This is a genomic window from Cellulosimicrobium sp. SH8 (assembly GCF_025818875.1).
GTDB lineage: Bacteria > Actinomycetota > Actinomycetes > Actinomycetales > Cellulomonadaceae > Cellulosimicrobium > Cellulosimicrobium cellulans_D.
This window is the reverse complement of sequence record NZ_JAMXMH010000007.1, coordinates 27,662-52,635: the sequence shown is the minus strand read 5'-3', so window position 1 is coordinate 52,635 and position 24,974 is coordinate 27,662. Positions and strand designations below refer to the sequence as shown.

Sequence of the window (24,974 nt, the reverse complement as noted above, 5' to 3'; positions counted from 1 at the left end):
GTTCCCGCGCACAGGGCGCACCGGACGTGCAGGAGGATGCGTCAGGATCCATGACCGTGGACACCGACCAGGGCCCGATCGCTCCTCGCACGGCCGACGAGTTCCGAGCGCACCGTCGCCGCGTGATCGCGGGCTGGGTCGTCGGCTCGGTCGCGCTCGTCCTCGTCGCACTGCCGGCTGCGGTGGCGCTCCTGCTCGGACTGGACGCGAGCAGCGACCAGTGCGTCGATCCGCCGACCTTCGACGCGCCCGCGTGCAAGAACGCCCCGGGAGCGTTCGCCGTCCTGGTGACCCTGCTCGCGCTGCCTCCGCTCCTCGGAGTCCTCACCGCGCGGCCGCGGCGCGCGATGCGCACCGTCGCGGCGATCGGGACGGTGGCGCTCCTCGCCTACGCGATCCTGCTGTTCGCGCTCTGAGCGCCGGTAGCCTGCGCCCCATGGCAACGCACGACCCGCACGTCGACCCCCGGCTCGTCGAGGAGCACGAGGACCGCGCCGCCGACGGCGGCGCGCCCGCCCCGGCCCGCCCGGGCAGGACCGCGGAGCGTGTCGTCCTCGGGCTCTACGTCCTGGTGCTCGTGTGGGTCGTGCTGCTCAAGATCCACACCGGCGACTTCGGCGACCTCGTCGGCCGCCGGTCGGTCAACCTCGTTCCGCTGGGCGGCACGGCCACCGGCGGGCTCGGCTCCCGAGAGCTCGCCGTCAACGTCCTCGCGTTCGTCCCGCTCGGCGTCCTCGTCTACCTGGCGGCCCGGCAGCGGCGCCTCGCCACGATGCTCCTCGTCGTCGTCGGGGTGTCCGTGGCCTTCGAGATCGTCCAGTACGTCGCCGGCATCGGAGCCAGCGACGTCACCGACGTCCTCACCAACACCGCCGGAGGCCTGGTCGGCCTGGGCGTCGCCTGGCTCGCCCTGCGCCTGTTCGGCGACCGCGCCCAGCGGCCGCTCCTCGTCGCCCTCGTCGTCGTCCTCGTCGCGCTGGCCGCGGGGTTCTTCGCCTGGCTCCAGGTGACCGGCGTCCGGTTCCGGCTGTAGCGCCGCCGCGGGACGGCCGGGCCGGCGGCCCGGGGCGCGGGGCCGAGGCGCCGGCGTCTACCCGGTCGGCTCGCGCACCGCGGCGAGCACGACGGGGTCGGCGCAGCCGCGCGCGAAGCCCGCGATCCGGTGGTCGACGTCGCGCCCGAGCACCCACGAGCCGACGCGCTCCGCGAGCGGGGCGAGCCAGCGGGGGCGGCACCGGAAGGAGTAGCGCCACGTCGCGCGCGTGCCCCCGGACGGGTCGGGGGCGAACCGCCACCCGCCCGCGAGGTTCTCGAAGAACCACGACCCGCGGACCATGCGCATCCCGACGTTCGTCGGCGGGTTGTACGAGACGTACTCGCTCACCATGGACAGGCCGCTGCGGTGCCGGGTGAAGGTGCGCACGCCCTTCGCAGGCGCCGTGGCGCCGTCGAGGAAGTGCTGCCGTCGGATGAACGGGTCCCAGCGCAGGCGGACCGCACCGGTCGTCTGCGAGACGGCGAACGCGGTCGCGGGGTCGACGGGGACCACCAGCGAGGACTCGACGACGGGCATCCTCGGATGCTCCCACGGCGTGCCCGGATGCACGAACGGCCCGCCCCTGGGTGAGGGACGGGCCGCACGGACCGCGGCGCGCGGGGGCGTGCGAGGGGTCAGGACGCGAACGCGTACCCGGCCTCGGTGCACTGCGCACGGAAGGCGTCGATGGACTCCTGCAGGCTCGACGTGTCGATCGTCTCGCCCTGCACGGCGGCCTCGAACGGGGCCTTGATCCCGTTGAGGTTCTGCTGGAGGTCGGGGTCCGCGAAGTTCTGGACCGCGACGAGGCGCTCGCGCGTGGTGTAGATCGCGGCGGCGGCGGCCTCGTCCTCGGGCGTCTCGAGCAGCGGCGTCGACTCGGTGACGAGTCGCTCGGCGGAGTACTCGCCGCCGTAGTACATGTTGCACGTGGTGGTCACGGCGACGACGGCGGGCGTCACCTCGGGGGTCGCCTCGGTCGTGGTCGTGGTCTCGGGGGTCGCCGCGTCGTCGCTCGCCGGGTCGGTCGGCGAGGCGCAGGACGCCAGCAGGAGGGCACAGGAGAGCGCCGCGGTAGCGGCAAGAAACTTACGCATGCTAACGATTTCACACTCTCGCGCACTCGGGGCGCAAGAAGATTCGCGCGCGACACGTGCAGGAACGGCGGAATCCTGCGGTTCCCGGGGCAACCTTGTGCCCAGCGTCACAACCTTCCGGGACCGAGGTCCCGGTCAGGGCACGTCGAGGACGACCTTGCCGCGGACGTGCCCGTCGGCGACGAGGCGCAAGGCCTCGGCCGCCCCCGTCAACGGGAACCGGGCCGAGACCTCCGCCCGGAGCCGCCCGTCCTCCGCGAGCGCGAGCACCTCGTCCAGGGCACCCTTCGCGTCGACCTTGTCGACGACGCCCGCCGCGCGCGACGCGTCGGACCCGACGATCGTCACCGCGCTCGGCGGGTCGTCCGGCGTCGCGGGGGCCAGGTCCTCGCCCAGCAGGGCGACGGTCGCGGCGACCGTGTCCGCGGAGCCCACGAGGTCCACGACGACGCTCACCTCGTCCAGGCCGTCCGGCAGCGCCCGCACCGCGTCGACGAGCCCCGGCCCGTACGCCACCGGGGTCGCGCCGAGGCCCCGCAGGTAGTCGTGGTTCGCGGGCGACGCCGTCCCGACGACGCGCGCCCCGAGCGCGGTCGCGATCTGCACCGCCGCCGACCCGACGCCCCCGCTCGCGCCGTGCACCAGCACCACGTCGCCCTCGCCGACGTCGGCCTGGACGAGCGCGGAGAACGCGGTCGCCGCCGCGACGGGCAGCACCGCCGCCTGCTCGAAGGGCACGGACGCGGGCTTGCGCCGGACGTGGTCGGCACGCACGAGCGACAGCTCGCGCTGCGCGCCCGTCCCGTGCCACACGACCTCGTCGCCGGGCGCGAGGTCGGGCACGTCCGGGCCGACGGCGTCGATCACGCCCGCGGCCTCGAACCCCAGGACGCCGGGCACGCGACCCCCGAACGCGCCCGCGAGCCGCTTGAGGTCCGCGGGGTTGACGCCGACGACCCGGTTCGCGACGCGCACCTGGCCGGGTCCGGGCTCGCCGACGTGCTCGTCGTCGACCCGCAGCGTCTCCGGCCCGCCGAAGGCCTCGAAGACGACGACCGTGCTCATGCAGACCCCCTGTGGTCTCGCCGTCGGACGTCGGTCGCGCGCCGCGGGGGCGAGACCGCGCGGGCGGGCCCGGGGGGAGCCGGGCGGTTCCACTCTTCCATCCGCCGCCCGCCGCTGTCATGCGTCGGCCCCGGGCAGGACTCCCCGCCCGGGACGGTTTCACCCCCTCCCTGACGTTGAGGGAGCGAGATGACGACACCAGGCACCGGCCGAGCATCCGGCCCCGACGACGCCGCGCGCGAGCGCCTGCTCGCCGTACGGCACGACGCCGTCGCGCGGCTCGGCGCGCTGCGCGCGGAGGTCGCGGGCATCGTGGAGGCCTCGCGCGACTCGAACGCGGACGACGAGCACGACCCGGACGGCGCGACCATCGCGTTCGAGCGCGCCCAGGTGGACGCGCTCGCGCGCGACGCGGCGGCGCGGGTCGAGGAGGTCGACGCCGCCCTCGCCCGGCTCGACGCGGGCTCCTACGGCGTGTGCGAGGCGTGCGGGCAGCCGATCGCCGCCGGGCGCCTGGAGGCGCGACCCACGGCGCGGACGTGCGTCGGCTGCGCCGCGAGCCGCTGAGGCCGACGGCGGACGACGGTGGACGGCGGCGTGGACTGCCCGTGCGCGCTCCGCCGGGCACTCGCCCGGCCGCGGTCGTACCGTCGGACGAGCGGCCCGCGCTCGCGGGCGGACCAGACCGAGGGGCGAGCATGGTCACGAGCGAGCCACGTCCTGGATCGACGCCGTCCCGCCCCGCGGAGCGGTCCGACGCCGCGTCGCCGTGGGCCGAGGCCGTCGCCCGGTGGGGCGGGCGGGTGCTCCAGGTCTACGCCGTCTGGCTCCTGGCCGGGTTGCTCTTCCGGCCCGTCGCGCGGCACGCCGAGCGACCGGTCGCGGAGGTCCTGTCGATCACGAACGTCCCGTCGTACCCGTCGCTCTTCACCGCGGTGGTCGTCGGCCTCGTCGCGAGCGGCTTCCTGCGGAGGCGGCGCGTCGCCCTGTGGTTCGTGATCCTCGTCTGGCAGCTCCCGTCCGCTCTGGTCATGCTCCTCGCGGTCGCGCTCGACCGCGTCGACCCGACCGCCGGCGTCCTCGACGACGTGCACTGGACCGCGTACGCGGGAGGCGTCATCGGCCTCGTCCTGACCGTCGTGCTCATCGCCGCTCGTCGCGCCTTCCCGGCCCGCATCGCGCGCGGCGCATGGTGGGCGGCAGGCCTCGTCCTCCTGCTCGGCATCTCGCTCGCCGCCGCGATCGTCACCGCGCTCCTGTGGGTCGTCCCGTCGAGCCTCGACACCCCGGCAGAGCGGATCGGCTGGGCGGCGAGCGTGTCCGTCGGCCTGTCTCCGCACGAGGAACCGTTCGCCATCGACGGCAGCGCGCCGGGCTGGCTCGCGCTCGTGGGCGGCCTCGTCGCCGGGGCGGCGCTCCTGCTCGCCGTCGTCGTGTTCCTGCGCACCGGTCCGCGGGACGCGCCCCGCCGGCCCGACGAGGAGCTCGCCCTGCGTCGTCTGCTCCTGGAGCACCCGAGCGACGACTCGCTCGAGTACTTCGCGACGCGCGACGACCGCGACGCCATCTTCTCCGCCGACGGGCGAGCCGCCGTCTCCTATCGCGTCGTGAGCGGGGTCGTCCTCGCCGCCGGAGACCCGCTCGGGGACCCCGCCTCGTGGCCGGACGCCATCGACCGGACCCTGGCCTTCGCGCGCGGGCACGGCTGGGCGCCCGGCGTGCTGTCCGCGAGCGAGAAGGGCGCCCGCGCCTACCGCGACGCGGGGCTCGCCGTCGTCACCATGGGCGACGAGGCGATCGTCGAGACGCGTGAGTTCGACCTTGCGGCACCGTCGATGCGGCCCGTGCGTCACGCGGTCGCCCGACCCCAGCGAGAGGGGTACTCGGTGCGCCTGCGCCGCCAGCGCGAGATCCCGGCCGACGAGCTCGCGGCGCTCGCGCGTGCCGCCGACGAGTGGCGGCACGGAGAGGACGAGCGCGGCTTCTCGATGGCGCTCGAACGGCTCGGCAGCCCCCGGGACCCGCGCGTCCTCGTGGTCACCGCGCACGACCGCGACGGGGAGCCGCGCGGCCTGCTCACCTTCGTCCCGTGGGGGCGCAAGGGCGTCTCGCTCGACTACATGCGTCGGTCCCCGGACGCGGCCCCCGGGGTCACGGAGCTCATGATCTCGACCCTCGCGAGCGAGGGCGCCGGGATGGCGATCGACCGGGTCTCCCTCAACTTCGCGATGTTCCGCGGGCTCATCGAGCAGGGTGAGTCGGTCGCGGCGAACCCGTGGCAGCGGTTCCTCCGCCGGCTCGTGCTCGCGGCGTCGCGGTGGTGGCAGCTCGACCAGCTCTACCGGTCCAACCAGAAGTACGAACCCCGGTGGCGCACGCGCTACCTCTGCTACGCGGCGTCCGCGCAGCTCACCTCCGTGACGGTCGCGGCCGGGCAGGCGGAGGGGTTCGTCCCGCTCTGGCCGACCCCACGGAGCGCCCGTGCGGGGGCCGGGTCGTCCGCCGACGCCGCGCTCGGCACGGCCGTGCGCGAGCAGGAGGACGCGCTCCTCGCGCTCGACGTCCCGACGCAGCGGCTCACCGACCAGGAACGGGCCCGCCGCGCCAAGCTCGACGTGCTCGCGGCCGCGGGCATGCCCGCCTACCCCGTCGGCGTGCCGCGCACGCACCGCCTCGCGGACGTCGACGAGCTGCTCCTCGGCCACGGGGTGTCGGTGTCGGGGCGGGTCGTGCGGCTGCGCGACCTGGGCGGGGTGTGCTTCGCCGTCCTGCGCGAGGAGAACCACGAGCGCCAGGTGCTGCTCACGGCCGACGGGGCCGCGGACATCGCGCTCTGGCGGCGTGCGGTCGACCTGGCGGACCAGGTGAGCGTCACGGGGACGGTCGTGCGGAGCCGCACGGGCGAGCTCTCCGTGCACGCGGACTCGTGGGTCATGGCGTCCAAGTCGCTCAAGGCCCCGCCGGACAAGTTCCGCGGGCTCGCGGACCCCGAGACGCGCATGCGCCTGCGGCACGTCGACCTCGCTCTCGACACCAAGGCGTCGGTGACGCTCCGGGGTCGTTCCGCGGCGGTCCACGCGCTGCGGACGTCGCTCGTCGAGCGGGGGTTCATCGAGGTGGAGACCCCGATCCTGCAGCGCGTCCACGGCGGCGCGAACGCGCGCCCGTTCCGGACCCACATCAACGCGTACGACATGGACCTGTACCTGCGCATCGCGCCCGAGCTGTTCCTCAAGCAGCTCGCGATCGGCGGCATCGAGCGTGTCTTCGAGCTCGGCCGCAACTTCCGCAACGAGGGGGCGGACGCGACGCACAACCCCGAGTTCACGTCGCTCGAGGCGTACCAGGCGTTCGGTGACTACACGACGATGCGCCACCTCACGCGCGAGCTCGTCGTCGCGGCCGCCGTCGCGGTGCACGGCGACGCCGTCTCGCGCCGTCCCGACGGGAGCGAGGTCCGGCTCGACGGTGAGTGGCCGGTCGTCACCGTGCACGACGCCGTCTCGCGCGCCGTCGGGGCCGAGGTCACGCCCGACACTCCCGAGCACGAGCTGCACGCCCTGTGCGCGCGGTTCGGCATCGAGGTCGGCGAGGACGAGACGCACGGCGCCGTCGTCAACGAGATGTACGACCGCCTCGTCGAGGGGCAGACCGTCGAGCCCACGTTCTACACCGACTTCCCCGTGGAGACGTCGCCGCTCACACGCGTCCACCGCCGCGACCCCCGGCTCGCCGAGCGCTGGGACCTCGTCGGCTTCGGGGCGGAGCTGGGCACGGCGTACTCCGAGCTCATCGACCCGATCGACCAGCGCGAGCGGTTCACGCAGCAGTCGCTCCTCGCAGCGGCGGGCGACCCCGAGGCGATGGAGATCGACGAGGACTTCCTCTCCGCGCTCGAGTTCGCCATGCCGCCGACCGGGGGCCTCGGCCTCGGTGTCGACCGGATCTACATGACGATCATCGGCGCGTCGATCCGCGAGACGCTCGCGTTCCCGTTCGTGAAGCCCCAGCGGCGGTCCTGACCGTGGGCGCGGACCTGCCGACCCCGGACACGGACCCCGCGCTCCCCACGGACGTCCTGCACCAGCTCCAGCCCACGGGCACGTACCTCACGAGCTACCCGGTCGCGGTCGGCCTCGCCGTGGTCGGGGTGGCGGGCATCGTCTGGGCGGTCGTCCGAGCGCGACGCGCCCGGCGTCGTCGCCCGGAGCGACGAGCACGGAGCGACGACGCGCGCCGGCCGCGCCGCTACGGGTGGGCGACGGCGGGCCTCGCCGTCGTCGGCACGCTGTCCCTCGCGCTGGGGCTCGCGATCGGGGTCAACGCGTACGTCGGCTACGTGCCGACGTGGGACGCCGCCCGCGTCCAGCTCGTCGGGCTCGGGCTGACCGACCTCTCGCCGCGCTCGCCGGGCGGCGCGCACCGCGGCCAGGTGCGCACCCTGGCGATCCCGGGCACGGCGGCCGAGCAGATGGAGGACCAGGACGCCTGGATCTACCTGCCCCCAGGGTTCGACCCGGACGCGTCGACGCGCTACCCCGTCGTCTACCTGGTCCACGGGTCGCCCGACGAGCCGAGCAGCTGGTTCGCCGCGGGTCGGGTCCCCCGCACCATGGACGTGCTGATCCGCCGCGGCCTGGTCGACCCGATGATCGTCGTCGCGCCGACCGTGAACGGCACCGGGCCGGGGGGCCTGGACACCGAGTGCCTCGACTCGACCAAGGGTGGGGAGCAGGTCGAGACCTACCTCACGACGACCGTCGTCGAGGCGATCGACTCGACGTACCCCACGCTCGCGGACCGAGAGCACCGGATCATCGGTGGCATGTCGTCGGGCGGCTTCTGCGCGCTCAACGTCGGGCTGCGCCACCTCGACCTGTACGGGACGGTCCTCGGGATCGAGCCCTACGGGAACCCCGGCGCGGGGCCGGAACGGACGATGCTCTCGACGCAGGCGGAGGTGGACGCCAACACCCCGACCACCTACCTGCCGACGATGACGTTCACGCACCCCCTGCCCGTCTTCCTCGACTCCGGCGAGGACGCGCCGCAGGAGGCACTCACGACCGTCCGGCAGATCGCCGCCGACCTCGAGGCCCAGGGGCAGACCGTCGAGCTCCGCGAGGAGCCCGGTCAGGCGCACACGTGGTCGATGGCCGCGATCGCGCTCCCGTACGGGCTCGTCTTCGCGCACGAGCAGATGGCGTCCGACGGCTGATCGCGTCCGCCGGGTCGTCCACCCGTCAGAGGTCGGAGAGGAAGTCGCCGCCGATCCCCGCCTGGGTCTCCAGGAGGTCGCCGGTGTCGCCGAGGACCACCCAGTTCGGGCCTGCCAGCGCCGCCTGGCCCTCCACGGCCGGCTCGACCGGCAGCAGGCCGAGGAACTCGTCCTCGTCGACGCCGTCCGCGAAGACGGCGAGGAGCGTGGTGTCGTCGCACTCGCCGAGCTCGACGTCGGGTGAGCCGGAGTCCTCGGGCGTGAACGACAGGCACGTCAGCCCGGCCGTGGTCGCGGCCTCGTGGAGCGCGTCGAGCGAGTCGTACTCCACGTCCTTCTCACCGGGGCCCGGGCCGGAGCACGCGGCGAGGAGCCCGGCGAGCACGACGAGGCCGGCGAGGGGTGCTCGTGCGGGTCGACGGGACGAGGATCCGAGTCGGGTGCGCATGCCTCGATGGTCCGCCGTCGCCCGGGATCGCGCCACGGGAGACGCGCCGGTCAGCGGTCGTGCGCCGTGCGGTCGGGTGCGGCTCGACGTCGCGGAGGGTCGTCCGTGGCGCCGGTCGACTGCCAGGTGAACGGCTCGAACGACGACTCGGCGTCCCGCCACCCGGGCGTGCGTGCCCGGTAGACGAGCAGCGGGAGCACGACGAAGACGACCGACAGGACGACGAGCAGGACGACGTACGTGACCGGGCTGCCCACCGCGACCTGGCCGGGGGGCGCGAAGCTCGTGACCAGCGCGAGGAGCGAGGCGACGAAGCCGACGCCGCCGACGACCCACACCCCGGGGCGACCACCGGGGACGCGGTACGGTCGCGGACGCTCCGGCTGGCTGCGGCGCAGCGCGACGACCGCGGCGAACATGAGCAGGTACGCGACGAGGTACAGGATCACGGTGAGCTGGCTGAGGAGCTGGTAGGCCGACTGCACCGAGGGCATGACGACGAACATCACCGACAGGACGGTGACGACGAGCGCCTGGACGAGCAGGATGTTCGTGGCCATACCGCGGCGGTTCGTCCGGTGGAACCACCGGGGGAGGAACCCGGCGCGCGCGACCGCGTGGAGACCGGTCGCCGGACCGGCGACCCACGTCGTGACGCCCGCCAGCACGCCGACCGCGAGCATCGCCGCGACGACCGGCCCCGCCCAGGGGATCCCGGCCCAGGCGAGCAGGTGGTCGAACGCCTGCAGCAGGCTCGTGGTGAGGCTGATGTCGTCCTGCGGCACGACGACGGCGATGGTCAGCGTCCCGAGCGTGAGGACGACGACGGCGACGAGGGCCGCGACGAGGATCGCGACGGGGTACGTCCGCTCGGGACGCCGGATCGACCCGACGTGCACGGCGTTCACCTCGATGCCCGCGTAGAAGAGGAAGATCCCTGCCGCGAGGACGACGTTGTCGAACCGGGTCAGGTCCGGGACGAACGCGCCCCAGGACAGCGTCGTCCGGGAGGGTTCCCCGCTGAGGAGGTAGGCCGCCCCGAGCCCGACGAGCAGCGCCGCCGGCACGAGCGTCCCGACGATCCCGCCCCAGCGAGCGGTCCGGGCGAACGCGGAGGCGCCACGGAGCGCGATGAGCGTCGCCGCCCAGAACACGACGAGAACGATCGCCAGCACGAAGACGCGGTCGTCGGCGACCTGCTCGTCGAGGCGCGCGTCGGGGCCGGTGTACGCGAGGGTCACGGCGGCGAACGTCAGGACCGTGGGGAACCAGATGCAGCCCTCGACGAACACCATGGCGATCGCGAGGAACCCCCACCGGCTCCCGAACGCCTCGCCGACCCAGCGGAACATCCCACCCTCGGCCGGCCACGTCGAGGCGAGCTCCGCCGCGACGATCGCGACCGGCGCGAGGAAGCACACGGCGGCGAGGAGGTAGTAGAACGCCGACGAGAGCCCGTACTCCGCCTCGGCCGGCAGGCCGCGCAGGCTGACGACCGCGGCGACGTTGAGCATGACCAGCGAGGTCGCGGTGATGGTCGCCGCCGCGGGGCGGGCGGGGCGCTGCGGGATGTCGGTCCGAGCCATGCCTTCCCCCTCGGCGGGCGCACCGGCCCTCGAGGGAACGCTAGCGACGCCAGCCCGGACAGGCGAGCGGTGGCTCTCGCGTCAGGCGCGGAAGCGCTCGCTGCGCTCGACGACGCGGCCCGCGCCGCGGCCGTCGTTCGCCGTCGCGTCCCAGATGTAGACCTCCGTGCCCGTGACGAGCACGTGCTCGGCACGTGACGTCACGTCCAGCGGGTCGCCCGACCACACGACGACGTCGCCGTCGAGGCCCGGGACGAGCGCGCCGACCCGGTCGTCGAGGCCCAGGAACGCCGCCGGGTTGACGGTGAGCGCCCGCAGCGCGGTGTCGCGGTCGAGGCCCTCCTTCACCGCGAGCGACGCCTGGTGCACGAGGAAGTTGATCGGCACGACCGGGTGGTCGGTCGTGATCGCCACGCGGACGCCCGCGCGCGCCAGCGCCCCGAGGTTCGCGATGTCGCGGTTGCGCAGCTCGATCTTGGATCGCGAGGTGAACAGGGGGCCGAAGATGACGGGCACGTCGCGCTCCGCGAGCACGTCCGCGACGGCGGCGCCGTCGGTCCCGTGGTTCACCACGAGCTTGTAGCCGAACTCGTCCGCGAGGCGCAGCGCCGTCGCGATGTCGTCGGCGCGGTGCGTGTGCTGGTCCCAGTAGAGCTCGCCCGCGAGGACGCGCGCGAGGGTCTCCTTGGCGAGGTCGCGGTCGAACGGCTCGCCCTTCGCCTCGGCCGCGTCGCGCTTCGCGGCGTAGTTCTGCGCGTCGACGAACGCCGCACGGATGACCTTCGCGACGCCGAGGCGCGTGGACGGCGTCTTCTTCTGGTCCCCGTACACGCGCTTGGGGTTCTCGCCGAGCGCCGACTTCACGGACACCGCCTCGCGGATCACCTGCTCGTCGACCGTGCGTCCGCCCCACGTCTTGATCGCGACCGTCTGGCCGCCGATCGGGTTGCCCGAGCCCGGCTTCACGACGGCGCTCGTCACGCCGCCCACGAGCGCGTCGCGGAAGCCCTCGTCCTCGACGTTGATCGCGTCGATCGCGCGCAGGGCGGCGCCGTTCGGGTCGGTCATCTCGTTGGTGTCGTTGCCGGCCCAGCCCTCGGCCTCCTCCATGACGCCCATGTGGGCGTGCGCCTCGACGAAGCCGGGGAGCACCCAGCGACCGCCCGCGTCGAGGGTGGGCACGCCGTCGGGGACGACGACGTCCGCCCCGACCGCAGTGATGACCCCGTCCTCGACGAGGACGGTCCCGTTCTCGATCGGGTCGGAGGCGACCGGGACGACGTAGCCGTTCACGACGGCGACGCTGCGGCGGGCGGTGCGAGGAGCGGTGCGGGCGGGGGTGGGGGGAGTCGTCATGCCCTCATCATCGCCCGGGGCAAGAGTCGTCGCCGACCCCTGCTCTCCGGGCCGCCGCTCCGGGCGGCGGACCGCTCTCGTGTACCCTGGAGGTCGCGCTCATGTCGCCGGACCCGTTCCGCGACGTTCTTCGGTCCTCAGCATCGGAGCAAGGCCGTGCGCGCCAGGCAGCAGAAGCTGCCATCGACGATCTCCGCCCACAGAGCGCGGAGCGAGAGCAGAGAACATCTTTTCCTCCATCCTTGAAAACCCCGAGACTGCCCCTGCGGTCACGGACACGTCCGGACCAGACCTCGTGCTGCGCCGCGCCGACGACGACCTGTGGGTCGCGACGGCCGACGGCGAGTACGCCGGTCTGGTCACCCGACTCCCCGACGGCTTCCACGTCCACGACCGCTACACGCGGCCCGTGGGCGTCGTCGCCGACCTCCACCACGCGAAGCGACACCTCGTCGCCCGGCGTGAACGCCCGGCGGGCCCTCGCGGGACCCGCCTCCACGACCGTCGGCGCCCTGCGGGGCGCGACAACCGGACCCGCGCTCGTGGGCCGGTCGCATCAACGAGAGAAGACATCATGGCTACAGGCACCGTGAAGTGGTTCAACGCGGAGAAGGGCTTCGGCTTCATCGCCCCCTCCGACGGCACCGCCGACGTGTTCGCCCACTACAGCGAGATCAACTCGAGCGGCTACCGCTCGCTCGAGGAGAACCAGAGCGTCTCGTTCGACGTCACCCAGGGCCCCAAGGGCCCGCAGGCGACGAACATCCAGGCACTCTGACCTCGCTCCCGCCCGGCGTGCAGCCCCGGGCGGGCGACGACGTCCCGAGGGGGCCGCGCCACCGCGCGGCCCCTTCGGCGTTCCCGGACGGACCGCGCGGCCGGCCTCGCGCGACCCCGGTCGAAGGCGCCCGCCGGGTGCACCGGGGTGGGTGGGGAGCACTAGGCTCCTGAACGCACCACCGCACCGCGCGCGAAGGAGCTCGCATGCACGTCGTCGTCGGACTGTTCCGGCTGTTCCTCGTCGTCCTCGCCCTCGTCGGTACGCGCGCCATCTGGCGCGACGGCGACGTCGAGGGGCTGATCTACTTCACGAACCAGACGGGCTTCCTCATCGCCGTCGTGTTCACGTGGGCGGGCGTGGCGTCGATCCTGCGCCGTCGCCAGCCGCCGGGATGGCTCAAGGGCGGCGTCACCCTGTTCGCCGCCATCACCGGTCTCGTCGCCAACCTCGTGCTCGCGCCCGAGGCGCCCGACGCCCCGGTGGTGTTCCTCGGCCTGACCGACGGTCAGATCGAGCACGAGCTCCTGCCGCTCGCGGTGTTCGTCGACTTCCTCCTGCTCGACGCGCACCGGCGCCTGCGCGGCCTCGACGCCGCACGCTGGCTCCTGTACCCGCTGGCGTACTTCGCGTTCACGACGATCCGCGGGTTCGTGAGCCCGGGCAGCGAGTACCCGTACGGGTTCGTCGACCTCGACGCCCTCGGGTGGACCGGCCTGCTCGTCAACGTCGTGCTGTACGGGGCGGGCTTCTTCGTGCTCGGCCTCCTCATCGTCGGGATCGACCGGCTCCTGCCCACCGGTCCTGCGATCGGCCGGTACGCGGACCGCTCGCCCGCCCCGGCGTCGCCGGAGCCGGCGGCGGCAGGCAGCCCGGACGACGCGCCCTCGTCGCGCTAGGGTGGCCGTCGTGCCCTCCCCGGTCGTCGGTCCGCTGCGCGTCGCCCGCGCCGCGCTCGTGGCGACCCTCGTGCTCGCGCTGACGGCCCTCGCGCACCGCGTCGCCGGGGGAGTCCTCCCGGACCCGCTGGTCCTCGCCGCGCTCGCCGCGTTCACGCTCGCCGGCACGACGGCGGCCGCGCGGCTGCGCTTCACGCCCGCCCGGCTCGTCGTGCTCCTCGGCGGTGCGCAGGTCGCGCTCCACCAGGCGCTCGTCGTGCTCGCGCCCGTCGGGTCGTGCGTCCCGGTCGGGGTCACGTCCGGGCACGGCGGGCACGTCGCCTCGGTCGGCGACGTCGTGTGCACGGCGCCCGTCGGCGCGACGCCGCCGGCCGACGGCGGGGCGAGCCTCGCGCACCCGGAGCACCTCGCGACGTCGGGCACCGCGGGGCTGTGGATGGTCGTCGCGCACGCGGTCGCGACCGTCGTGCTGGCGCTCGTCCTCGCGCGCGGCGAGCGTGCGCTCGAGCGGCTCCTCGCGTGGGTGACCCCGCGCGACGCCCTCCCCGCCCTCGCGCCCGTGGCGCCGGTCGCACGCCCCGTCGTGCCGTCGACCGGTCCGGTGCGCGTCGCGTCGCGGTGGCGCTCGCGCCGCGCTCCGACCCGGGGTCCGCCCCGGTCGGCCGGCCCGTCGGGAGCACTGCTGCGCCCCCTCGCCGCGTCCTGACGCGGCCCCCGACGAGGCCGACCCGGTGACGACCGCGCCACGGGGCACCACCGTGCGGCGACCGCCGCGCCTCGGACGGAAGAACCCTCATGACCCTCTCCCTGCGCCGACCCCTGTCGGCCGTCCTCACCCTCCTCGCCGCCGCCGCACTGGCCCTGGGCCTCACCGCCGCGCTCGCCGCCCTCACCGCGGCGCCGGCGTCCGCGCACGACCGCATCCTCAGCTCGGACCCGGCCGACGGCGCGCAGCTCGCGGCGCCCCCGGCCGCGATCACCCTGACCTTCAACACGGAGCCGCTCCCCGTCGAGCCGCAGGTCGTGATCTCGGACTCCGCCGGCACGGTCGTCACGCAGGGCGCGCCCGCGATCGACGGCAGCACCGCGACGTTCGCGCTCGACCCCGCCGTCGCGCTCGGCGGCGACACCTACACCGTCGCGTGGCGTGTCGTCTCGTCCGACGGCCACCCCATCGAGGGCACGTTCGCGTTCACCGTCGCGGCCCAGCCCGAGGCGCCGGTCGCCGAGGAGCCCGCCACGGACGAGGCGACGCCGGAGGAGTCCGCGTCCGAGGAGGCCACCACCGACGCGGCCGAGGAGACGTCGCCGGAGCCCGCGACGCCGGTGGCGACGGACGCGGAGGACGGCGGATCGTCGGCCGTCCCCGTGCTCGTGGGGCTCGGCGCGCTCGTGGTCGTCGCCGCGGTCGTCGTCGTGATCGTCCTGCGCCGCCGCGGCGCGGCGCCGGGCGACGACGCGCCGCACGACCCCGAGGACTGACCGTGCCGGCGCACGCCGTCCTCCCCGCCCCGGGGAGGACGGCGGCCGACCCTGCCGCGCGCACCCCTCCTGCAGCTAGGGTGCGTCCGTGACGTCGCCCGGAGCAGGGGTGCTCCGCGGCGTGCGGGTGCTGCTGCTCGCCGCCGCGGTCGTCGGGCTGTCCGTCGTCGCCCACGCCCTCGCCGGCGGGACCGATCCGGGAGCCGTCCCGCTCGGCGTGCTCGCCGTCCTCACCGCCGTCGCCGTGCGACCCCTCACGCGCCGCCAGGTCGGGCTGCCGCGGCTGCTCGGCCTGCTCGGCGCGGGCCAGCTCGTGCTGCACGTCGTCTTCGACCGCTGCGCCGCGCTGTCCCCGGCCGACGCGTCCGCGCACGCGCACGCCGCCTCGCCGCTGACGATGCTCGGGGCCCACGCCGTCGCGACGCTCGCCGTCGCGCTCGTCCTGCGCTACGGCGACGCCGTCCTGTGGCGCCTGTGGACGTGGCTCGCCGGACGCCGGGTCCCCGGCCGCCCGCGCGCCGTCGTCGTCCTCGCGGCGCCTCCCGCGGTCGGCGCGCTGCCGACGGTCCGCGACCTGCTCGTGCGCGGCGCCGCGCCCGGGCGCGGTCCGCCCGCCGTCGCCTGACCTCTCCCGGACGCTCCGCGGACTCTCCGCGGCGTCCCGCTCCCGCGCGCCTGCGCGTCCCGTGCCCACCCCGCCCGGCCGGCTCCGCCCGGCCGCCCCGGGGCGTGCCCTGACGTGCCGTCGAGCGCCGGAGCCCTCCCGCTTCCTCATCTCCCCGAAAGGCACCACCATGCGAAAGACCCTGCGCGCCGTCGGCGCCGCCGCCCTCACCACCGGGATCGTCGTCGTCGGCGCGGGCGCCGCGTCCGCCCACGTCACCGTCACGCCGGACACGACCGACGCGGGCGCGTACGCGCTCCTGACGTTCGGCGTCCCGCACGGCTGCGGCGACTCGCCGACCACGAAGGTCTCCATCCAGGTCCCCGAGCAGGTCGTCACCGTGACGCCCACGGTCAACCCCGGCTGGGACGTCGAGAAGGTCATGGCGGCTCTCGACGAGCCGGTCGACGACGGGCACGGCGGCCAGTACACCGAGCGCGTCGCCGAGGTCGTGTACACCACCAAGGCCCCGCTGCCCGACGGCTACCGTGACGCCCTCGTGCTCTCGCTCAAGCTCCCCGACGCGGCGGGGGACACGCTCGTCTTCCCGACGGTCCAGGAGTGCGCCGAGGGCGAGACCGCCTGGGTCCAGGTCGCGGCCGAGGGCGAGGACGGGCACGACCTCGAGGCGCCCGCGCCGCTGGTCGAGCTGACGGCCGCCGAGGGCGACGGGCACGACGCCGCGGCCGAGACCGTCGCGGACGACACCGACGCCGCGGTGTCGGACGGCTCGGCGGCCGACGGTGCGGCGTCCGCGGAGCCGGCGGACGGTTCCGACGGCGCGCCCGCAGCGCTCACCTGGACGGCGCTCGTCCTCGCGGCGGCGGGCCTCGTGCTCGGGGCGCTCGGGTTCGTGCGCTCGCGTCCGAAGGCCTGACCGGTGGGCCGCCCCTCGGTGCTGCGCCGGGTGGTGGCCGTCGTCGTCGGTGCCGCGGCCGCGGTCCTGCTCGCGATCCTCGCGAGCGGCCCGGCCGCGGCCCACGCCGTCCTCGTGGGCACGGACCCGCGGGACGGCACCGTCCTCGACGCGCCGCCCGACGCGCTGACCATCACCTTCAACGAGCCCGTCCAGGTCGTGACCGGCGGGACGACGGTCCTCGCCGCCGACGGCTCGCCCGTCGACGTGGACGTCGCCGCGGTCGACGACGCGCTCGTCGTCACCCCGGCCACGACGCTCGACGACGGCACGTACGTCGTGAGCTGGCGCGTCGTGTCCCTCGACACCCACCCCGTGGCGGGCGCCTTCACGTTCTCGGTGGGTGCGCCGAGCGCGACGTCCGTCGAGGCCCGGGTGGCCGAGCCGACGGCGGCGCTCGTGGCCGTGCGCGCGCTCGACCAGGCCGCGGTCTACGCGGGGACGTTCCTCGTCGCGGGACTCGTCGGGTTCGAGCTCCTCGTGCTGCACGCGTCGCCCGGGGCCGCGCCGGTCCTGCGCCGCCGCCTGCAGCGCGTCCGACGGTGGGCGCTCGTCGCCGCGGGCGTCGGCATCGTGCTCGCGGTCCCGCTCACCCCGGCCTGGCAGGCCGGCGGCGGGCTGGGGGCGCTCGCCGACCCGGCGACCTGGGCGGCGGGCCTCGCCACCGACTCCACGCTCGCGGGTGCGCTCGGCCTCGCCGGGCTCGTCGTCGCGACCCTGCTCGCCCCTCGTGCGGCGCGCGAGACCCGGGCGGCGTGGCCCGCTGGCACCGTGCTCGGCGCGGCGGCCCTGGCGCTGGGGTCGCTCGTGCTCGTGGGGCACACCCGCACGTTCGGCCCGCCCTGGCTGGTCGTCACGGCGGACGCGCTCCACGTCGTGGCCGGGGCCGTGTGGCTCGGCGGGGTCGTCGGCCTCGCGCTCGTGCTCGCACCGTCCGCGCGCGTCGACGCGCGGCGGTCGGCGGTCACCGTCGCGCGGTTCTCGGCGCTCGGCGCGTGGGTCGTCCTCGCGCTCGCCGTCACCGGGACCGTCCTGGGATGGCGCATCCTCGGCACGCTCGATGCGCTCGTGTCGACGACGTACGGCCAGACCCTGCTCGTCAAGGTCGGCGTCGCGCTGTGCCTCGTCGGCATCGCGGCCTGGAACCGGTACCGGCTCGTCCCCGCGCTCGCGGGCGACGACGGTCCGGGCGGGCACGGTGCCCGGCAGGTGGGTGGGACGGCCGGGGCGGCCGCGCGCCGTCGGCTCGGTCGGACGGTCGCGGCCGAGGCCCTGCTGCTCGTGCTCGTGCTCGTCGTGACGGGCGTGCTCGTCTCGCGCAGCCCGGTCATCACCGCCGACCCGTCCGCCGAGGAGGCCACGACCCCGGCCGTCGAGGTGGTCGAGGAGCTCGGCGACGGGACCCTGCACGCACGGGTCACCCCGGGCCGGGTGGGCGTCAACGCGCTCGAGATCGAGCTGCTCGACGCCGACGGGCAGCCCTTGGAGCCCGTCGCCGTGCCCGAGCTGTCGACGACGCTCGCCGACCCCGCGCTCGGCCCGTTCACCCGTCCCCTCACGCAGACGGGGACCGGCGCGTACGAGGCGACGCTCGACCTGCCGATGGCGGGCGACTGGACCCTGCACGTGAGCGTCCGGACGTCCAAGTACGAGAACCCGATCGTCGAGATCCCCGTGGAGGTGTCCTCATGACCAGTCCCCAGCGGTCACGCCCCGGGCGGCGGGGGTCGCGCGTCGTCCTCGCCGCGGTCGCTGCCGGCACGCTCGCCGTCCTGACCGCCGGCCCCGCGGCCGCGCACGTGCTCATCGAGACCGTGGAACCCCACGGTGACGGCACGTCGACGCTCACGTTCACGTTCGACCACGGGTGCGACGGCGAGCCCACCGACGCGCTGCGCGTCACGCTTCCCGAGGGCGTCGAGGCGCTCGCGGCGGGACAGCCCGACGGGTGGGTGTCCGACGTGACGGACGACGCGGTGGCGTGGTCGGGCGAGCCCGTGCCGGACGGCGAGCGCGCGGCCTTCACGCTCGACGTCCGGGTCACGGGGGACGTCGGGCAGGCGTTCGTCTTCCCGGCGGTGCAGGAGTGCCCGTCGGGGGCGTCGTACGCGTGGACGGACACCGACCCGTCGGGGGCCCGCCCCGCGCCGACGTTCGTCGCGACGGCGGCGTCGCTCGCCCCCGCGCCCGTCGCGGCAGGAGCGCCCCCGACGCCGACGGCGCCCCTCCTCGCGGCCGTCGTCCTGGGGGCCGCGGTCGTCGGGGTCGTCGGTGGGCTGTCGGCACGCCGTCTCGCGCGCCAGACCTGAGGGCGAGGCCGACCTGGTCGCACTCACCTCCGGCATTCGCGCGTCCAGTGCCGGAGGTGAGTGCCCGACGCCCTGGTGCGATTCAAGGTGGGCAAGCAGTTCGCCTGGCGCCCGGCAGAGGACATCGCGAGCACGCTGGTGGGCTGAGAGCGCCTGCGCCAAACCTGGGCGGAACTTGGCGGAGCTGTGGCGCAGTTCCGGCGAAACCCTAGAGGCCCTCCTGGACACTACGGGGCATGGACGGCGATCCGGGCCCTGCCGACGAGCAGGGTGACGCAGGGACCGACGCCGCGCTGTGGGCCGCCGCGCTCGGCGGTGACGGCGCGGCGTTCGGCGTGCTCTTCGACCGGCACCGTGACCGCGTGTTCCGGCACGCGTACCGGCTCGTGGTCGACCGGCACCAGGCGGAGGACGTGCTGGCGGCGGCGTTCCTCGAGCTGTGGCGCCGCCGCGCGTCGGTGCGGCTCGTCGACGGCTCGCCCTTGCCATGGCTCCTCGTCACGGCGTCGAACGTCGCGCGGAACGTCCGCCGGGGGACCGGACGCCACCGCAGGCTGCTCGACGCCCTGCCCCGGGGCGGCGACGTGCCCGCCGCCGAGGACGCCGCGTTCGTCGACGACCCGGCCGAGGTCGTCGACCCGGCGCTCGGCGCGGCGCTGCGCGCGCTGCCGGCGGCCGACCTGCGGCTCCTCACCCTCGTCGCGCTGGAGGGCTGGTCGCTCTCCGACGCAGCCGGGGTGCTGGGCCTGACGCCGTCGGCGGCCAAGTCCCGGCTGCACCGGGCGCGCGTCCGGCTCCGCACCGCGGTCGGAGAGGTAGAACCAGGGCGCGCGAGGCCGCGTCCGAGCGGTGCGTTCGTCGAAGGAGGGCGCTCATGAACGGCGAGAACCGCATGCCGGACCTCGATCCCGTGTTCGCCGACGCGCTGCGTGGCGCGCTCGTGGGCCAGGCGTCGATGGTGGCCCCTCCTCGTGCGGCACGTCGCCGGTGGTGGGCGGGCGTCGGTGCGCTCGGTGCGCTCGCGGTCGCCGGCGGGACGGCGTACGCCGTGACGGCGCTCGTCGAGCCCGGGGGCACGGTCGTGACGCGTCTGGCGGAGCCGGTCGAGGTCACGCGCGCGGGCACCTCGACGGTCGAGATCGGGCCCAGGCCGGACGGCGCGACGCACGTCGAGCTGTCGCTCGTGTGCCTCGACGCGGGGCGGTTCGTGCTCGAGGACGGCGCGAACATGACGTGCTCGGCCGAGGACGCGCAGGACGAGGCGCGCCGGCTCGCTGCGGGGCAGCCCGCCGGCATGGGCTGGAGCGTCGTCGCGGCGCCGGGTGACGGGTCGGTGCGCGTGGAGGCCGAGCCGGGGGCGCGGTGGCACCTCGTCGCCACCTACGTCGACGAGACGGTCACCGCGTGGGCGACCAACGCGAACGGCGACAAGTACGGGGTCGCGAACGACACGGGCTGGCCCGACCTCGTCTCGATCTACGCGACGAACGGGCGGGTCGGCTACGCGTACGCGCGGGATCTGGAGGAGGCGCAGAGCGGCTCGCCCACGAGCCCCGAGGAGGCCGCGGCGTGGCAGGAGGAGCGCGAGGGCACGACCGTCAGCGTCCCGGTGTACGAGTCCGACGGAGAGACGGTGATCGGGGAGTTCGTCTTCGGCGGATGAGGTCGGCCTCGGGAGCGCGCTGCTCATCGTCGATCCACGCCGGGACGAGGCCGGACCTGGTCGGCGGGCGTCGGGGCGACGACCGACGTACTGTGATCCAGATCACTGTTCGTGAACGTCCCGAACATGCGCCCACCGCCTCTTGCACTGGTGGGGGACGTCGCCGCGACGGGTCACGCGGCGACACCTGGACCGGTGGCGGTCCGCGACGAGAGCTTCGCTGGGGGGAGCTCTCGCGGCGGATCGCCACCGGTTCCTCTCTGTCTTCCTCCGTGCGCCCCTGTGCCTGGGACCGGTTCGGCAGGGTGGTCAGGCGGCGACCGCGACAGCCAGCAGCGTGAGCGCGACGACGAGCAGGACGATGCGGACGAGGTGGTACCGGTCCCAGCGGGCCATCTGCTCGCGCCAGTCGGCAGGTGCTGTCTCGGGGGTCCACGTCTTCCCGCGGTTGTTGATGGGCACGAGCACGGCGACCGTCAGGATGATGCTCAGTGCGAGGACCGCGGCAGCTGTCCACGCCGCCCATCCCCCGGCGGGCAGCACGAGCGCGGTGCCCGCGGTGAGCAGGAGCGACCCGAAGTACCAGAACGGCATCGCCCGTCCAAGCATCCGTCCGCCGTCAGCGCGGGCGAGCAGGCCCGCGTTCTCCGGCAGCCGGTCGACGATCGGGTTGATGACGAACGAGACCGACACCTCGACCCCCACCATCAGCCCGAGGACGACCACTGCGACGATCGGCAACCACTGCATGTCCGGCTCCTTCGATCCAGGGAATCTAGCAACGCTAGGAAAACTAGCACAGACAATCTAGCGACGCTAGACTCGGGCCATGAGTACACCGGCAGCAGCGCGCAAGGCACGGCTCCTCCAGGAGCGGGAGGCGCAGATCGTCGCGGCGGCGCGCGTGCTCGCCGAGGAGCAGGGGTGGGAGGCCGTCACCACGCGTCGCCTCGCCGAGGCGATCGGATACAGCCAGCCCGTGCTCTACGGGCACTTCCCGGAGGGCCGGTCCCAGATCGTCACGGCCGTCGCGCTCGTCGGCTTCGAGGAACTCGCCGCAGCGCTCACCGCGGCCCGTCCGCAGCCCGGCGACGGTGCAAGCAGCGAGGACCGGGTCCGCGCGCTGGTCGTGGCCTACCTCGACTTCGCCGCGCGCCACCCGGCGACGTACGAGGCGATGTTCCACCTGCCGATCGGCGCCGCGTTCGCCTCGGACGAGACGCCGCGCGCGATGCGCGAGGGGTTCGACGCGATCGTCGACACGCTCCTCGCGCTCGACCGGCCGCCGTCGGACGTGGGGACGGCGGCCGAGGTCGTGTGGGGGGCGGTGCACGGCGTCGCGACGCTGCAGCGCGCGGGCCGGTTCTCCGCCGAGAACTACGAGCGTCGCGTCGCCGAGCTCGTCCGACGCGTCGTCGGGTGAGGGTCCGGGCGACTCGCTCGTCGAACGGCGATCCTCCTGCGTCGTAGCGTGACGCCATGATCTCTCGACTGACGCTCGTCACGGGCGGGACCCGTGGCATCGGGGCGGCCGTGGCCCTCCGGCTCGCCGCGGCCGGGCACGACCTCCTGCTCGGCTACGCCCGGGACGACGCCGCGGCCGCGGAGACGCGCGCCGTGGTGGCCGCGCGCGGGGTGCGGTGCGCCGTGGTCCGCGCCGACCTCACCACCGAGCGCGGCGTCGAGGAGACCTTCGCCGCGGCCGCTGGGCTCGGCACGCTCACGGGAGTCGTCAACAACGCCGGCGCGACGCTCCACATCGGCGCGCTCGCGGACACGCCGGCCGACGTCGTGCGCCGGGTCGTCGACCTCAACCTCACCGCCGCCGTCCTCGTGGCGCGCGCGGCGGTGCGGGCGATGAGCACCGTGCGGGGCGGGCGAGGCGGCGTGCTCCTCAACGTCTCGTCCGCGGCGGCGACGCTCGGATCGCCCGGCGAGTACGTGCACTACGCGGCGGCGAAGGCCGGCGTCGACGTCTTGACGAAGGGTCTCGCGCACGAGGTCCTCGGGGAGGGGGTCCGGGTCGTGGGGGTGGCGCCCGGCCTGATCGAGACAGGTATCCACGCCGACGCCGGCGACGGCGACCGGTCACGGCGCGCCGCGGCGGCGCACCCGTGGGGGCGCGTGGGATCACCCGAGGAGGTCGCCGCCGCCGTGGCCTTCCTGCTCTCGGACGACGCGTCGTACATCACCGGAGAGACGCTGCGCGTGGCAGGTGGCCGCTGAGTCGAGCGGGGAAGCGGTCCCGCCGACGGTCTCTCGCCCGCGGCCGCGTGCCCGTGGGGCCCGTCGTCACACCGCGTCGCTGCGCGCGCCGAGCCACGGTGCGAGGACGTCGGTGCGGCCGAGCCAGCGCAGGCCGCCGTCGGCGAGCTCGTCCGGCGTCGCGAGCACGTCGCGGAACGCGTCGAGGAGGCGGCCGCGTTCGTCGTCGCCGCCGTCACCCTCGCCCTCGGGCGTGGCCCCGACGATCACGACCCGCGTGTGCGGCTCGACGGGCCGCCCCTCGGCGGTCGTCGCGTCGTCCCACGTGCCGAGCGTGCCGATGCAGAGCTGACCGCCCGCACCGTCCCACGCGCACAGCGAGTCGGGGCGGTTGGCGACGTGGAACACCCCGCGGGACCGGACCCGTCCGGTGCCGAGGTCCTCGATGCGGCGCAGCAGACGCTCGGGGTCGAACGGCCGGGCGGACCACAGGTCGATCGTCCAGCTCCGGTCGCCGTCGGGCGTCACGCGCCGGGGGAGCGGGCCCCGCACGCCGAGGGGGTGGGCGCGGCGCTCGCCGGCGGCGGGGTCGTGCGTGCGCCGGGCGAGGTCGTCGGCGGCGACCGCGTGGAGCCCGTCGATCCGCCGGGTGCCGACGCCGCGGAGCCGGTCGACGAGCCCGGAGCCGGTCGCCGCGGCCCCGAGGCCGCCGGTCATCACGACGAGGTCGGCGTGCTCGAGCTGGGCCGCCAGCACCTCGCCGACGGCCCGCTGGTCGTCCTCCGTCAGCCCGACGCCGCGCTCGGAGACGAGGTCGTCGTCGAGCAGGTCGTGCTCGAGCGTGTCGACGTCGGCGACGGCGAGCACGGTCGCGAGGCGGAGGCGTTCGAGCTCGTTGCCGGGCGTGGCCTGCGCGGCGAGCGCCCGGACGACGGGCAGCGACTCGGCGGCGACGGGCAGCGCGAGCACGACGTGGTCCCACCGGCCGTCGTCGGCGAGCCGGCGCAGCGTGGGGACGGCGTCCTCGCGCACCGCGCACGAGAGGCACGCGTGCTCGAGCGGCACGACCTCGTCCTCGATCACGCCGGTCGCGTCGACGACGACCCGGCGCAGCGCGCCCTCGGCCGCCCGGATGTCGTGCCGGAGAGCGACGACGCGCGGCGCCCCGACGACGAGCCCGAACACCGCGCTGTCGCGCAGCACGGGGTCGATCGTCGCGAGGACGCTCAGGGCGACCCGCGTGTCCCGGGTGTCAGTAGGCGGGCCGGCAGGGGCGCCGGGCGCGGCCTCCGGGAGGTCGTGCGCGTCGTCCGGCCAGGGGCCCGACGAGCGGGATGACGAGAAGGGCATGAAGCGCTCCGATCGATGGTCTGGGGCGTCCCCGCGCGGCCTCGCGGCCGGCTCGGGAACAACCTGCTCCTGAGAACTGTTCTCGACAGCGGGTCAGCATAGCGTCTTGACGGGAATGATTCTCACTATCTAGTGTCGTCTCCCGTCGCCTCACCCGACCCCGAGAGGAACTGCCATGTCCGCCGTCTGCCAGGTGCTCGGCACCGCTCCCGGGTTCGGCCACGCGATCTCGCACTCCCACGTGCGGACCAAGCGTCGCTTCGACCCGAACATCCAGAAGAAGCGCTACTGGGTGCCGTCGCTGGGTCGCCACGTGACCCTGCGCGTCAGCGCCCGGGGCATCAAGACCATCGACCGACAGGGGATCGACGCCGTCGTGGCGCGGATCCTCGCCCGAGGGGAGAAGCTCTGATGGCTACCCGCACCGACCTCCGTCCCGTGATCAAGCTCCGGTCCACCGCCGGCACCGGGTTCACCTACGTGACCCGCAAGAACCGCCGCAACGACCCCGACCGCATGGTCCTGCGCAAGTTCGACCCCGTCGTCCGCCGCCACGTCGACTTCCGCGAGGAGCGCTGATGGCGAAGCGGTCCAAGGTCGCGCGCAACGACCGGCGCGTCGAGGTCGTCGCCCGCCACGCCGAGCGCCGTGCGGAGCTCAAGCGCGTCGTCGCGTCGCCGTCCTCCTCCCCCGAGGAGAAGGCGTCCGCGGTGCGCGAGCTCCAGCGCCAGCCTCGCGACGCGAGCGCGACGCGCGTGCGCAACCGCGACGTCGTCGACGGCCGCCCCCGCGGCTACCTGAGGAAGTTCGGGCTCTCCCGCGTCCGCCTGCGCCAGCAGGCGCACCGCGGCGAGCTGCCCGGAGTCACGAAGTCGAGCTGGTGACCGCCACCGCCCCGAGCG

The 24,974-nt window shown here is 75.0% G+C and carries 28 protein-coding genes; 20 read left to right on the top strand and 8 right to left on the bottom strand.

Features of this window, described 5'->3' with window-relative positions:
- Nucleotides 1-50: 50 nt before the first annotated feature.
- Nucleotides 51-416 carry a hypothetical protein gene (locus tag NF338_RS11120; protein WP_264030830.1) on the top strand — a complete coding sequence of 122 codons (366 nt, stop codon included), beginning with the start codon at nt 51-53 and terminating at the stop codon, nt 414-416.
- A gap of 20 nt (nt 417-436) precedes the next feature.
- Nucleotides 437-1,033, top strand: coding sequence for a VanZ family protein (locus NF338_RS11115; RefSeq protein ID WP_264030829.1), 597 nt, complete (start codon nt 437-439; stop codon nt 1,031-1,033).
- 57 nt (nt 1,034-1,090) lie between these two features.
- Here the strand turns inward: NF338_RS11115 and NF338_RS11110 are convergent, their stop codons facing one another.
- The 3 genes from NF338_RS11110 to NF338_RS11100 all read right to left on the bottom strand — a co-directional run bounded on the left by NF338_RS11110 (nt 1,091) and on the right by NF338_RS11100 (nt 3,198).
- Nucleotides 1,091-1,573, bottom strand: a complete 483-nt coding sequence (locus NF338_RS11110) for an SRPBCC family protein (protein WP_264030828.1) — start codon at nt 1,571-1,573, stop codon at nt 1,091-1,093.
- Between the two features lie 98 nt (nt 1,574-1,671).
- Entirely contained in the window at nt 1,672-2,133 is a 462-nt protein-coding gene (locus tag NF338_RS11105) for a hypothetical protein (RefSeq protein WP_264030827.1), read from the bottom strand.
- A 135-nt stretch (nt 2,134-2,268) separates the two neighbouring features.
- The gene (locus NF338_RS11100; RefSeq protein ID WP_264030826.1) at nt 2,269-3,198 is read right to left on the bottom strand and encodes a quinone oxidoreductase family protein; all 930 of its coding nucleotides are present in this window, start codon (nt 3,196-3,198) and stop codon (nt 2,269-2,271) included.
- 189 nt (nt 3,199-3,387) lie between these two features.
- On the opposite strand from NF338_RS11100, the gene NF338_RS11095 reads away from it, so the two are divergent.
- The 3 genes from NF338_RS11095 (at nt 3,388) to NF338_RS11085 (ending at nt 8,416) form a co-directional block, all read left to right on the top strand.
- Nucleotides 3,388-3,765 carry a TraR/DksA family transcriptional regulator gene (locus NF338_RS11095; protein ID WP_264030825.1) on the top strand — a complete coding sequence of 126 codons (378 nt, stop codon included), beginning with the start codon at nt 3,388-3,390 and terminating at the stop codon, nt 3,763-3,765.
- Nucleotides 3,766-3,896: 131 nt separating this feature from the next.
- Nucleotides 3,897-7,220 carry a bifunctional lysylphosphatidylglycerol synthetase/lysine--tRNA ligase LysX gene (lysX, locus tag NF338_RS11090; RefSeq protein ID WP_264030824.1) on the top strand — a complete coding sequence of 1,108 codons (3,324 nt, stop codon included), beginning with the start codon at nt 3,897-3,899 and terminating at the stop codon, nt 7,218-7,220.
- A gap of 2 nt (nt 7,221-7,222) precedes the next feature.
- Nucleotides 7,223-8,416 carry an alpha/beta hydrolase gene (locus NF338_RS11085; RefSeq protein WP_264030823.1) on the top strand — a complete coding sequence of 398 codons (1,194 nt, stop codon included), beginning with the start codon at nt 7,223-7,225 and terminating at the stop codon, nt 8,414-8,416.
- A 25-nt stretch (nt 8,417-8,441) separates the two neighbouring features.
- Here NF338_RS11085 and NF338_RS11080 read toward each other — a convergent pair whose 3' ends face one another.
- The 3 genes from NF338_RS11080 to NF338_RS11070 all read right to left on the bottom strand — a co-directional run bounded on the left by NF338_RS11080 (nt 8,442) and on the right by NF338_RS11070 (nt 11,806).
- Complete coding sequence (locus tag NF338_RS11080; RefSeq protein WP_264030822.1) at nt 8,442-8,864, bottom strand: hypothetical protein; 423 nt, start codon at nt 8,862-8,864, stop codon at nt 8,442-8,444.
- A gap of 50 nt (nt 8,865-8,914) precedes the next feature.
- Entirely contained in the window at nt 8,915-10,450 is a 1,536-nt protein-coding gene (gene gadC / locus NF338_RS11075) for a putative glutamine/gamma-aminobutyrate antiporter GadC (protein ID WP_264030821.1), read from the bottom strand.
- An 81-nt stretch (nt 10,451-10,531) separates the two neighbouring features.
- Entirely contained in the window at nt 10,532-11,806 is a 1,275-nt protein-coding gene (locus NF338_RS11070) for an amidohydrolase (RefSeq protein WP_264030820.1), read from the bottom strand.
- A gap of 574 nt (nt 11,807-12,380) precedes the next feature.
- Between NF338_RS11070 and NF338_RS11065 the strand changes: the two genes are divergently transcribed.
- The 10 genes from NF338_RS11065 (at nt 12,381) to NF338_RS11020 (ending at nt 20,517) form a co-directional block, all read left to right on the top strand.
- Nucleotides 12,381-12,584 (top strand): cold-shock protein, encoded by a 204-nt coding sequence (locus NF338_RS11065; protein WP_087472681.1) that lies wholly within the window; start codon nt 12,381-12,383, stop codon nt 12,582-12,584.
- A 206-nt stretch (nt 12,585-12,790) separates the two neighbouring features.
- A complete protein-coding gene (locus NF338_RS11060) occupies nt 12,791-13,483 on the top strand; it encodes a Pr6Pr family membrane protein (protein WP_264030819.1) in 693 nt (230 codons plus the stop codon).
- Nucleotides 13,484-13,493: 10 nt separating this feature from the next.
- Entirely contained in the window at nt 13,494-14,189 is a 696-nt protein-coding gene (locus NF338_RS11055) for a hypothetical protein (RefSeq protein WP_264030818.1), read from the top strand.
- Nucleotides 14,190-14,278: 89 nt separating this feature from the next.
- Entirely contained in the window at nt 14,279-14,965 is a 687-nt protein-coding gene (locus NF338_RS11050) for a copper resistance protein CopC (RefSeq protein ID WP_264030817.1), read from the top strand.
- A gap of 88 nt (nt 14,966-15,053) precedes the next feature.
- The gene (locus NF338_RS11045) at nt 15,054-15,590 is read left to right on the top strand and encodes a hypothetical protein (protein ID WP_264030816.1); all 537 of its coding nucleotides are present in this window, start codon (nt 15,054-15,056) and stop codon (nt 15,588-15,590) included.
- Nucleotides 15,591-15,759: 169 nt separating this feature from the next.
- Nucleotides 15,760-16,506, top strand: coding sequence for a YcnI family protein (locus tag NF338_RS11040; RefSeq protein ID WP_264030815.1), 747 nt, complete (start codon nt 15,760-15,762; stop codon nt 16,504-16,506).
- Between the two features lie 3 nt (nt 16,507-16,509).
- Nucleotides 16,510-18,237, top strand: a complete 1,728-nt coding sequence (locus NF338_RS11035) for a FixH family protein (protein ID WP_264030814.1) — start codon at nt 16,510-16,512, stop codon at nt 18,235-18,237.
- Complete coding sequence (locus NF338_RS11030; RefSeq protein WP_264030812.1) at nt 18,234-18,854, top strand: DUF1775 domain-containing protein; 621 nt, start codon at nt 18,234-18,236, stop codon at nt 18,852-18,854. The genes NF338_RS11035 and NF338_RS11030 overlap by 4 nt, the downstream gene beginning before the upstream one ends.
- A 236-nt stretch (nt 18,855-19,090) precedes the next feature.
- Entirely contained in the window at nt 19,091-19,732 is a 642-nt protein-coding gene (locus NF338_RS11025; protein WP_264030811.1) for an RNA polymerase sigma factor, read from the top strand.
- On the top strand, nt 19,729-20,517 hold the full coding sequence (locus NF338_RS11020; RefSeq protein ID WP_264030810.1) for a peptidase M56 family protein: 789 nt from the start codon (nt 19,729-19,731) through the stop codon (nt 20,515-20,517). The genes NF338_RS11025 and NF338_RS11020 overlap by 4 nt, the downstream gene beginning before the upstream one ends.
- A gap of 309 nt (nt 20,518-20,826) precedes the next feature.
- On the opposite strand, the gene NF338_RS11015 is transcribed toward NF338_RS11020, so the two are convergent.
- Nucleotides 20,827-21,267 (bottom strand): DUF1772 domain-containing protein, encoded by a 441-nt coding sequence (locus NF338_RS11015; protein ID WP_264030809.1) that lies wholly within the window; start codon nt 21,265-21,267, stop codon nt 20,827-20,829.
- A gap of 79 nt (nt 21,268-21,346) precedes the next feature.
- Here NF338_RS11015 and NF338_RS11010 point away from each other — a divergent pair, with 79 nt between their 5' ends.
- Nucleotides 21,347-21,940: a TetR/AcrR family transcriptional regulator gene (locus NF338_RS11010; protein WP_264030808.1), complete on the top strand. Its 594-nt coding sequence runs from the start codon at nt 21,347-21,349 to the stop codon at nt 21,938-21,940.
- 56 nt (nt 21,941-21,996) lie between these two features.
- A complete protein-coding gene (locus NF338_RS11005) occupies nt 21,997-22,743 on the top strand; it encodes an SDR family oxidoreductase (RefSeq protein WP_264030807.1) in 747 nt (248 codons plus the stop codon).
- A 66-nt stretch (nt 22,744-22,809) separates the two neighbouring features.
- On the opposite strand, the gene NF338_RS11000 is transcribed toward NF338_RS11005, so the two are convergent.
- Nucleotides 22,810-24,072 (bottom strand): GTP-binding protein, encoded by a 1,263-nt coding sequence (locus tag NF338_RS11000; RefSeq protein WP_264030806.1) that lies wholly within the window; start codon nt 24,070-24,072, stop codon nt 22,810-22,812.
- A gap of 175 nt (nt 24,073-24,247) precedes the next feature.
- Between NF338_RS11000 and rpmB the strand changes: the two genes are divergently transcribed.
- Genes rpmB through rpsN form a run of 3 tightly spaced genes read left to right on the top strand, consistent with a single transcriptional unit; the run spans nt 24,248 to nt 24,956 of the window.
- Complete coding sequence (rpmB, locus tag NF338_RS10995) at nt 24,248-24,484, top strand: 50S ribosomal protein L28 (RefSeq protein ID WP_021483267.1); 237 nt, start codon at nt 24,248-24,250, stop codon at nt 24,482-24,484.
- Entirely contained in the window at nt 24,484-24,651 is a 168-nt protein-coding gene (gene rpmG, locus NF338_RS10990) for a 50S ribosomal protein L33 (protein ID WP_021483268.1), read from the top strand. Before rpmB ends, rpmG begins: the two co-directional genes overlap by 1 nt.
- On the top strand, nt 24,651-24,956 hold the full coding sequence (gene rpsN, locus NF338_RS10985) for a 30S ribosomal protein S14 (RefSeq protein ID WP_264030805.1): 306 nt from the start codon (nt 24,651-24,653) through the stop codon (nt 24,954-24,956). The genes rpmG and rpsN overlap by 1 nt, the downstream gene beginning before the upstream one ends.
- The last annotated feature ends 18 nt before the right edge of the window (nt 24,957-24,974 follow it).

What these genes read in the sequence shown, in the direction of transcription:
- NF338_RS11120 (WP_264030830.1), top strand. Translation starts at nt 51, where the DNA reads ATGACCGTGGACACCGACCAGGGCCCGATCGCTCCTCGCACGGCCGAC.
- NF338_RS11115 (WP_264030829.1), top strand. Translation starts at nt 437, where the DNA reads ATGGCAACGCACGACCCGCACGTCGACCCCCGGCTCGTCGAGGAGCAC.
- NF338_RS11110 (WP_264030828.1), bottom strand. Translation starts at nt 1,573, where the DNA reads ATGCCCGTCGTCGAGTCCTCGCTGGTGGTCCCCGTCGACCCCGCGACC.
- NF338_RS11105 (WP_264030827.1), bottom strand. Translation starts at nt 2,133, where the DNA reads ATGCGTAAGTTTCTTGCCGCTACCGCGGCGCTCTCCTGTGCCCTCCTG.
- NF338_RS11100 (WP_264030826.1), bottom strand. Translation starts at nt 3,198, where the DNA reads ATGAGCACGGTCGTCGTCTTCGAGGCCTTCGGCGGGCCGGAGACGCTG.
- NF338_RS11095 (WP_264030825.1), top strand. Translation starts at nt 3,388, where the DNA reads ATGACGACACCAGGCACCGGCCGAGCATCCGGCCCCGACGACGCCGCG.
- lysX (WP_264030824.1), top strand. Translation starts at nt 3,897, where the DNA reads ATGGTCACGAGCGAGCCACGTCCTGGATCGACGCCGTCCCGCCCCGCG.
- NF338_RS11080 (WP_264030822.1), bottom strand. Translation starts at nt 8,864, where the DNA reads ATGCGCACCCGACTCGGATCCTCGTCCCGTCGACCCGCACGAGCACCC.
- gadC (WP_264030821.1), bottom strand. Translation starts at nt 10,450, where the DNA reads ATGGCTCGGACCGACATCCCGCAGCGCCCCGCCCGCCCCGCGGCGGCG.
- NF338_RS11070 (WP_264030820.1), bottom strand. Translation starts at nt 11,806, where the DNA reads ATGACGACTCCCCCCACCCCCGCCCGCACCGCTCCTCGCACCGCCCGC.
- NF338_RS11065 (WP_087472681.1), top strand. Translation starts at nt 12,381, where the DNA reads ATGGCTACAGGCACCGTGAAGTGGTTCAACGCGGAGAAGGGCTTCGGC.
- NF338_RS11060 (WP_264030819.1), top strand. Translation starts at nt 12,791, where the DNA reads ATGCACGTCGTCGTCGGACTGTTCCGGCTGTTCCTCGTCGTCCTCGCC.
- NF338_RS11050 (WP_264030817.1), top strand. Translation starts at nt 14,279, where the DNA reads ATGACCCTCTCCCTGCGCCGACCCCTGTCGGCCGTCCTCACCCTCCTC.
- NF338_RS11040 (WP_264030815.1), top strand. Translation starts at nt 15,760, where the DNA reads ATGCGAAAGACCCTGCGCGCCGTCGGCGCCGCCGCCCTCACCACCGGG.
- NF338_RS11030 (WP_264030812.1), top strand. Translation starts at nt 18,234, where the DNA reads ATGACCAGTCCCCAGCGGTCACGCCCCGGGCGGCGGGGGTCGCGCGTC.
- NF338_RS11025 (WP_264030811.1), top strand. Translation starts at nt 19,091, where the DNA reads ATGGACGGCGATCCGGGCCCTGCCGACGAGCAGGGTGACGCAGGGACC.
- NF338_RS11020 (WP_264030810.1), top strand. Translation starts at nt 19,729, where the DNA reads ATGAACGGCGAGAACCGCATGCCGGACCTCGATCCCGTGTTCGCCGAC.
- NF338_RS11015 (WP_264030809.1), bottom strand. Translation starts at nt 21,267, where the DNA reads ATGCAGTGGTTGCCGATCGTCGCAGTGGTCGTCCTCGGGCTGATGGTG.
- NF338_RS11010 (WP_264030808.1), top strand. Translation starts at nt 21,347, where the DNA reads ATGAGTACACCGGCAGCAGCGCGCAAGGCACGGCTCCTCCAGGAGCGG.
- NF338_RS11005 (WP_264030807.1), top strand. Translation starts at nt 21,997, where the DNA reads ATGATCTCTCGACTGACGCTCGTCACGGGCGGGACCCGTGGCATCGGG.
- NF338_RS11000 (WP_264030806.1), bottom strand. Translation starts at nt 24,072, where the DNA reads ATGCCCTTCTCGTCATCCCGCTCGTCGGGCCCCTGGCCGGACGACGCG.
- rpmB (WP_021483267.1), top strand. Translation starts at nt 24,248, where the DNA reads ATGTCCGCCGTCTGCCAGGTGCTCGGCACCGCTCCCGGGTTCGGCCAC.
- rpmG (WP_021483268.1), top strand. Translation starts at nt 24,484, where the DNA reads ATGGCTACCCGCACCGACCTCCGTCCCGTGATCAAGCTCCGGTCCACC.
- rpsN (WP_264030805.1), top strand. Translation starts at nt 24,651, where the DNA reads ATGGCGAAGCGGTCCAAGGTCGCGCGCAACGACCGGCGCGTCGAGGTC.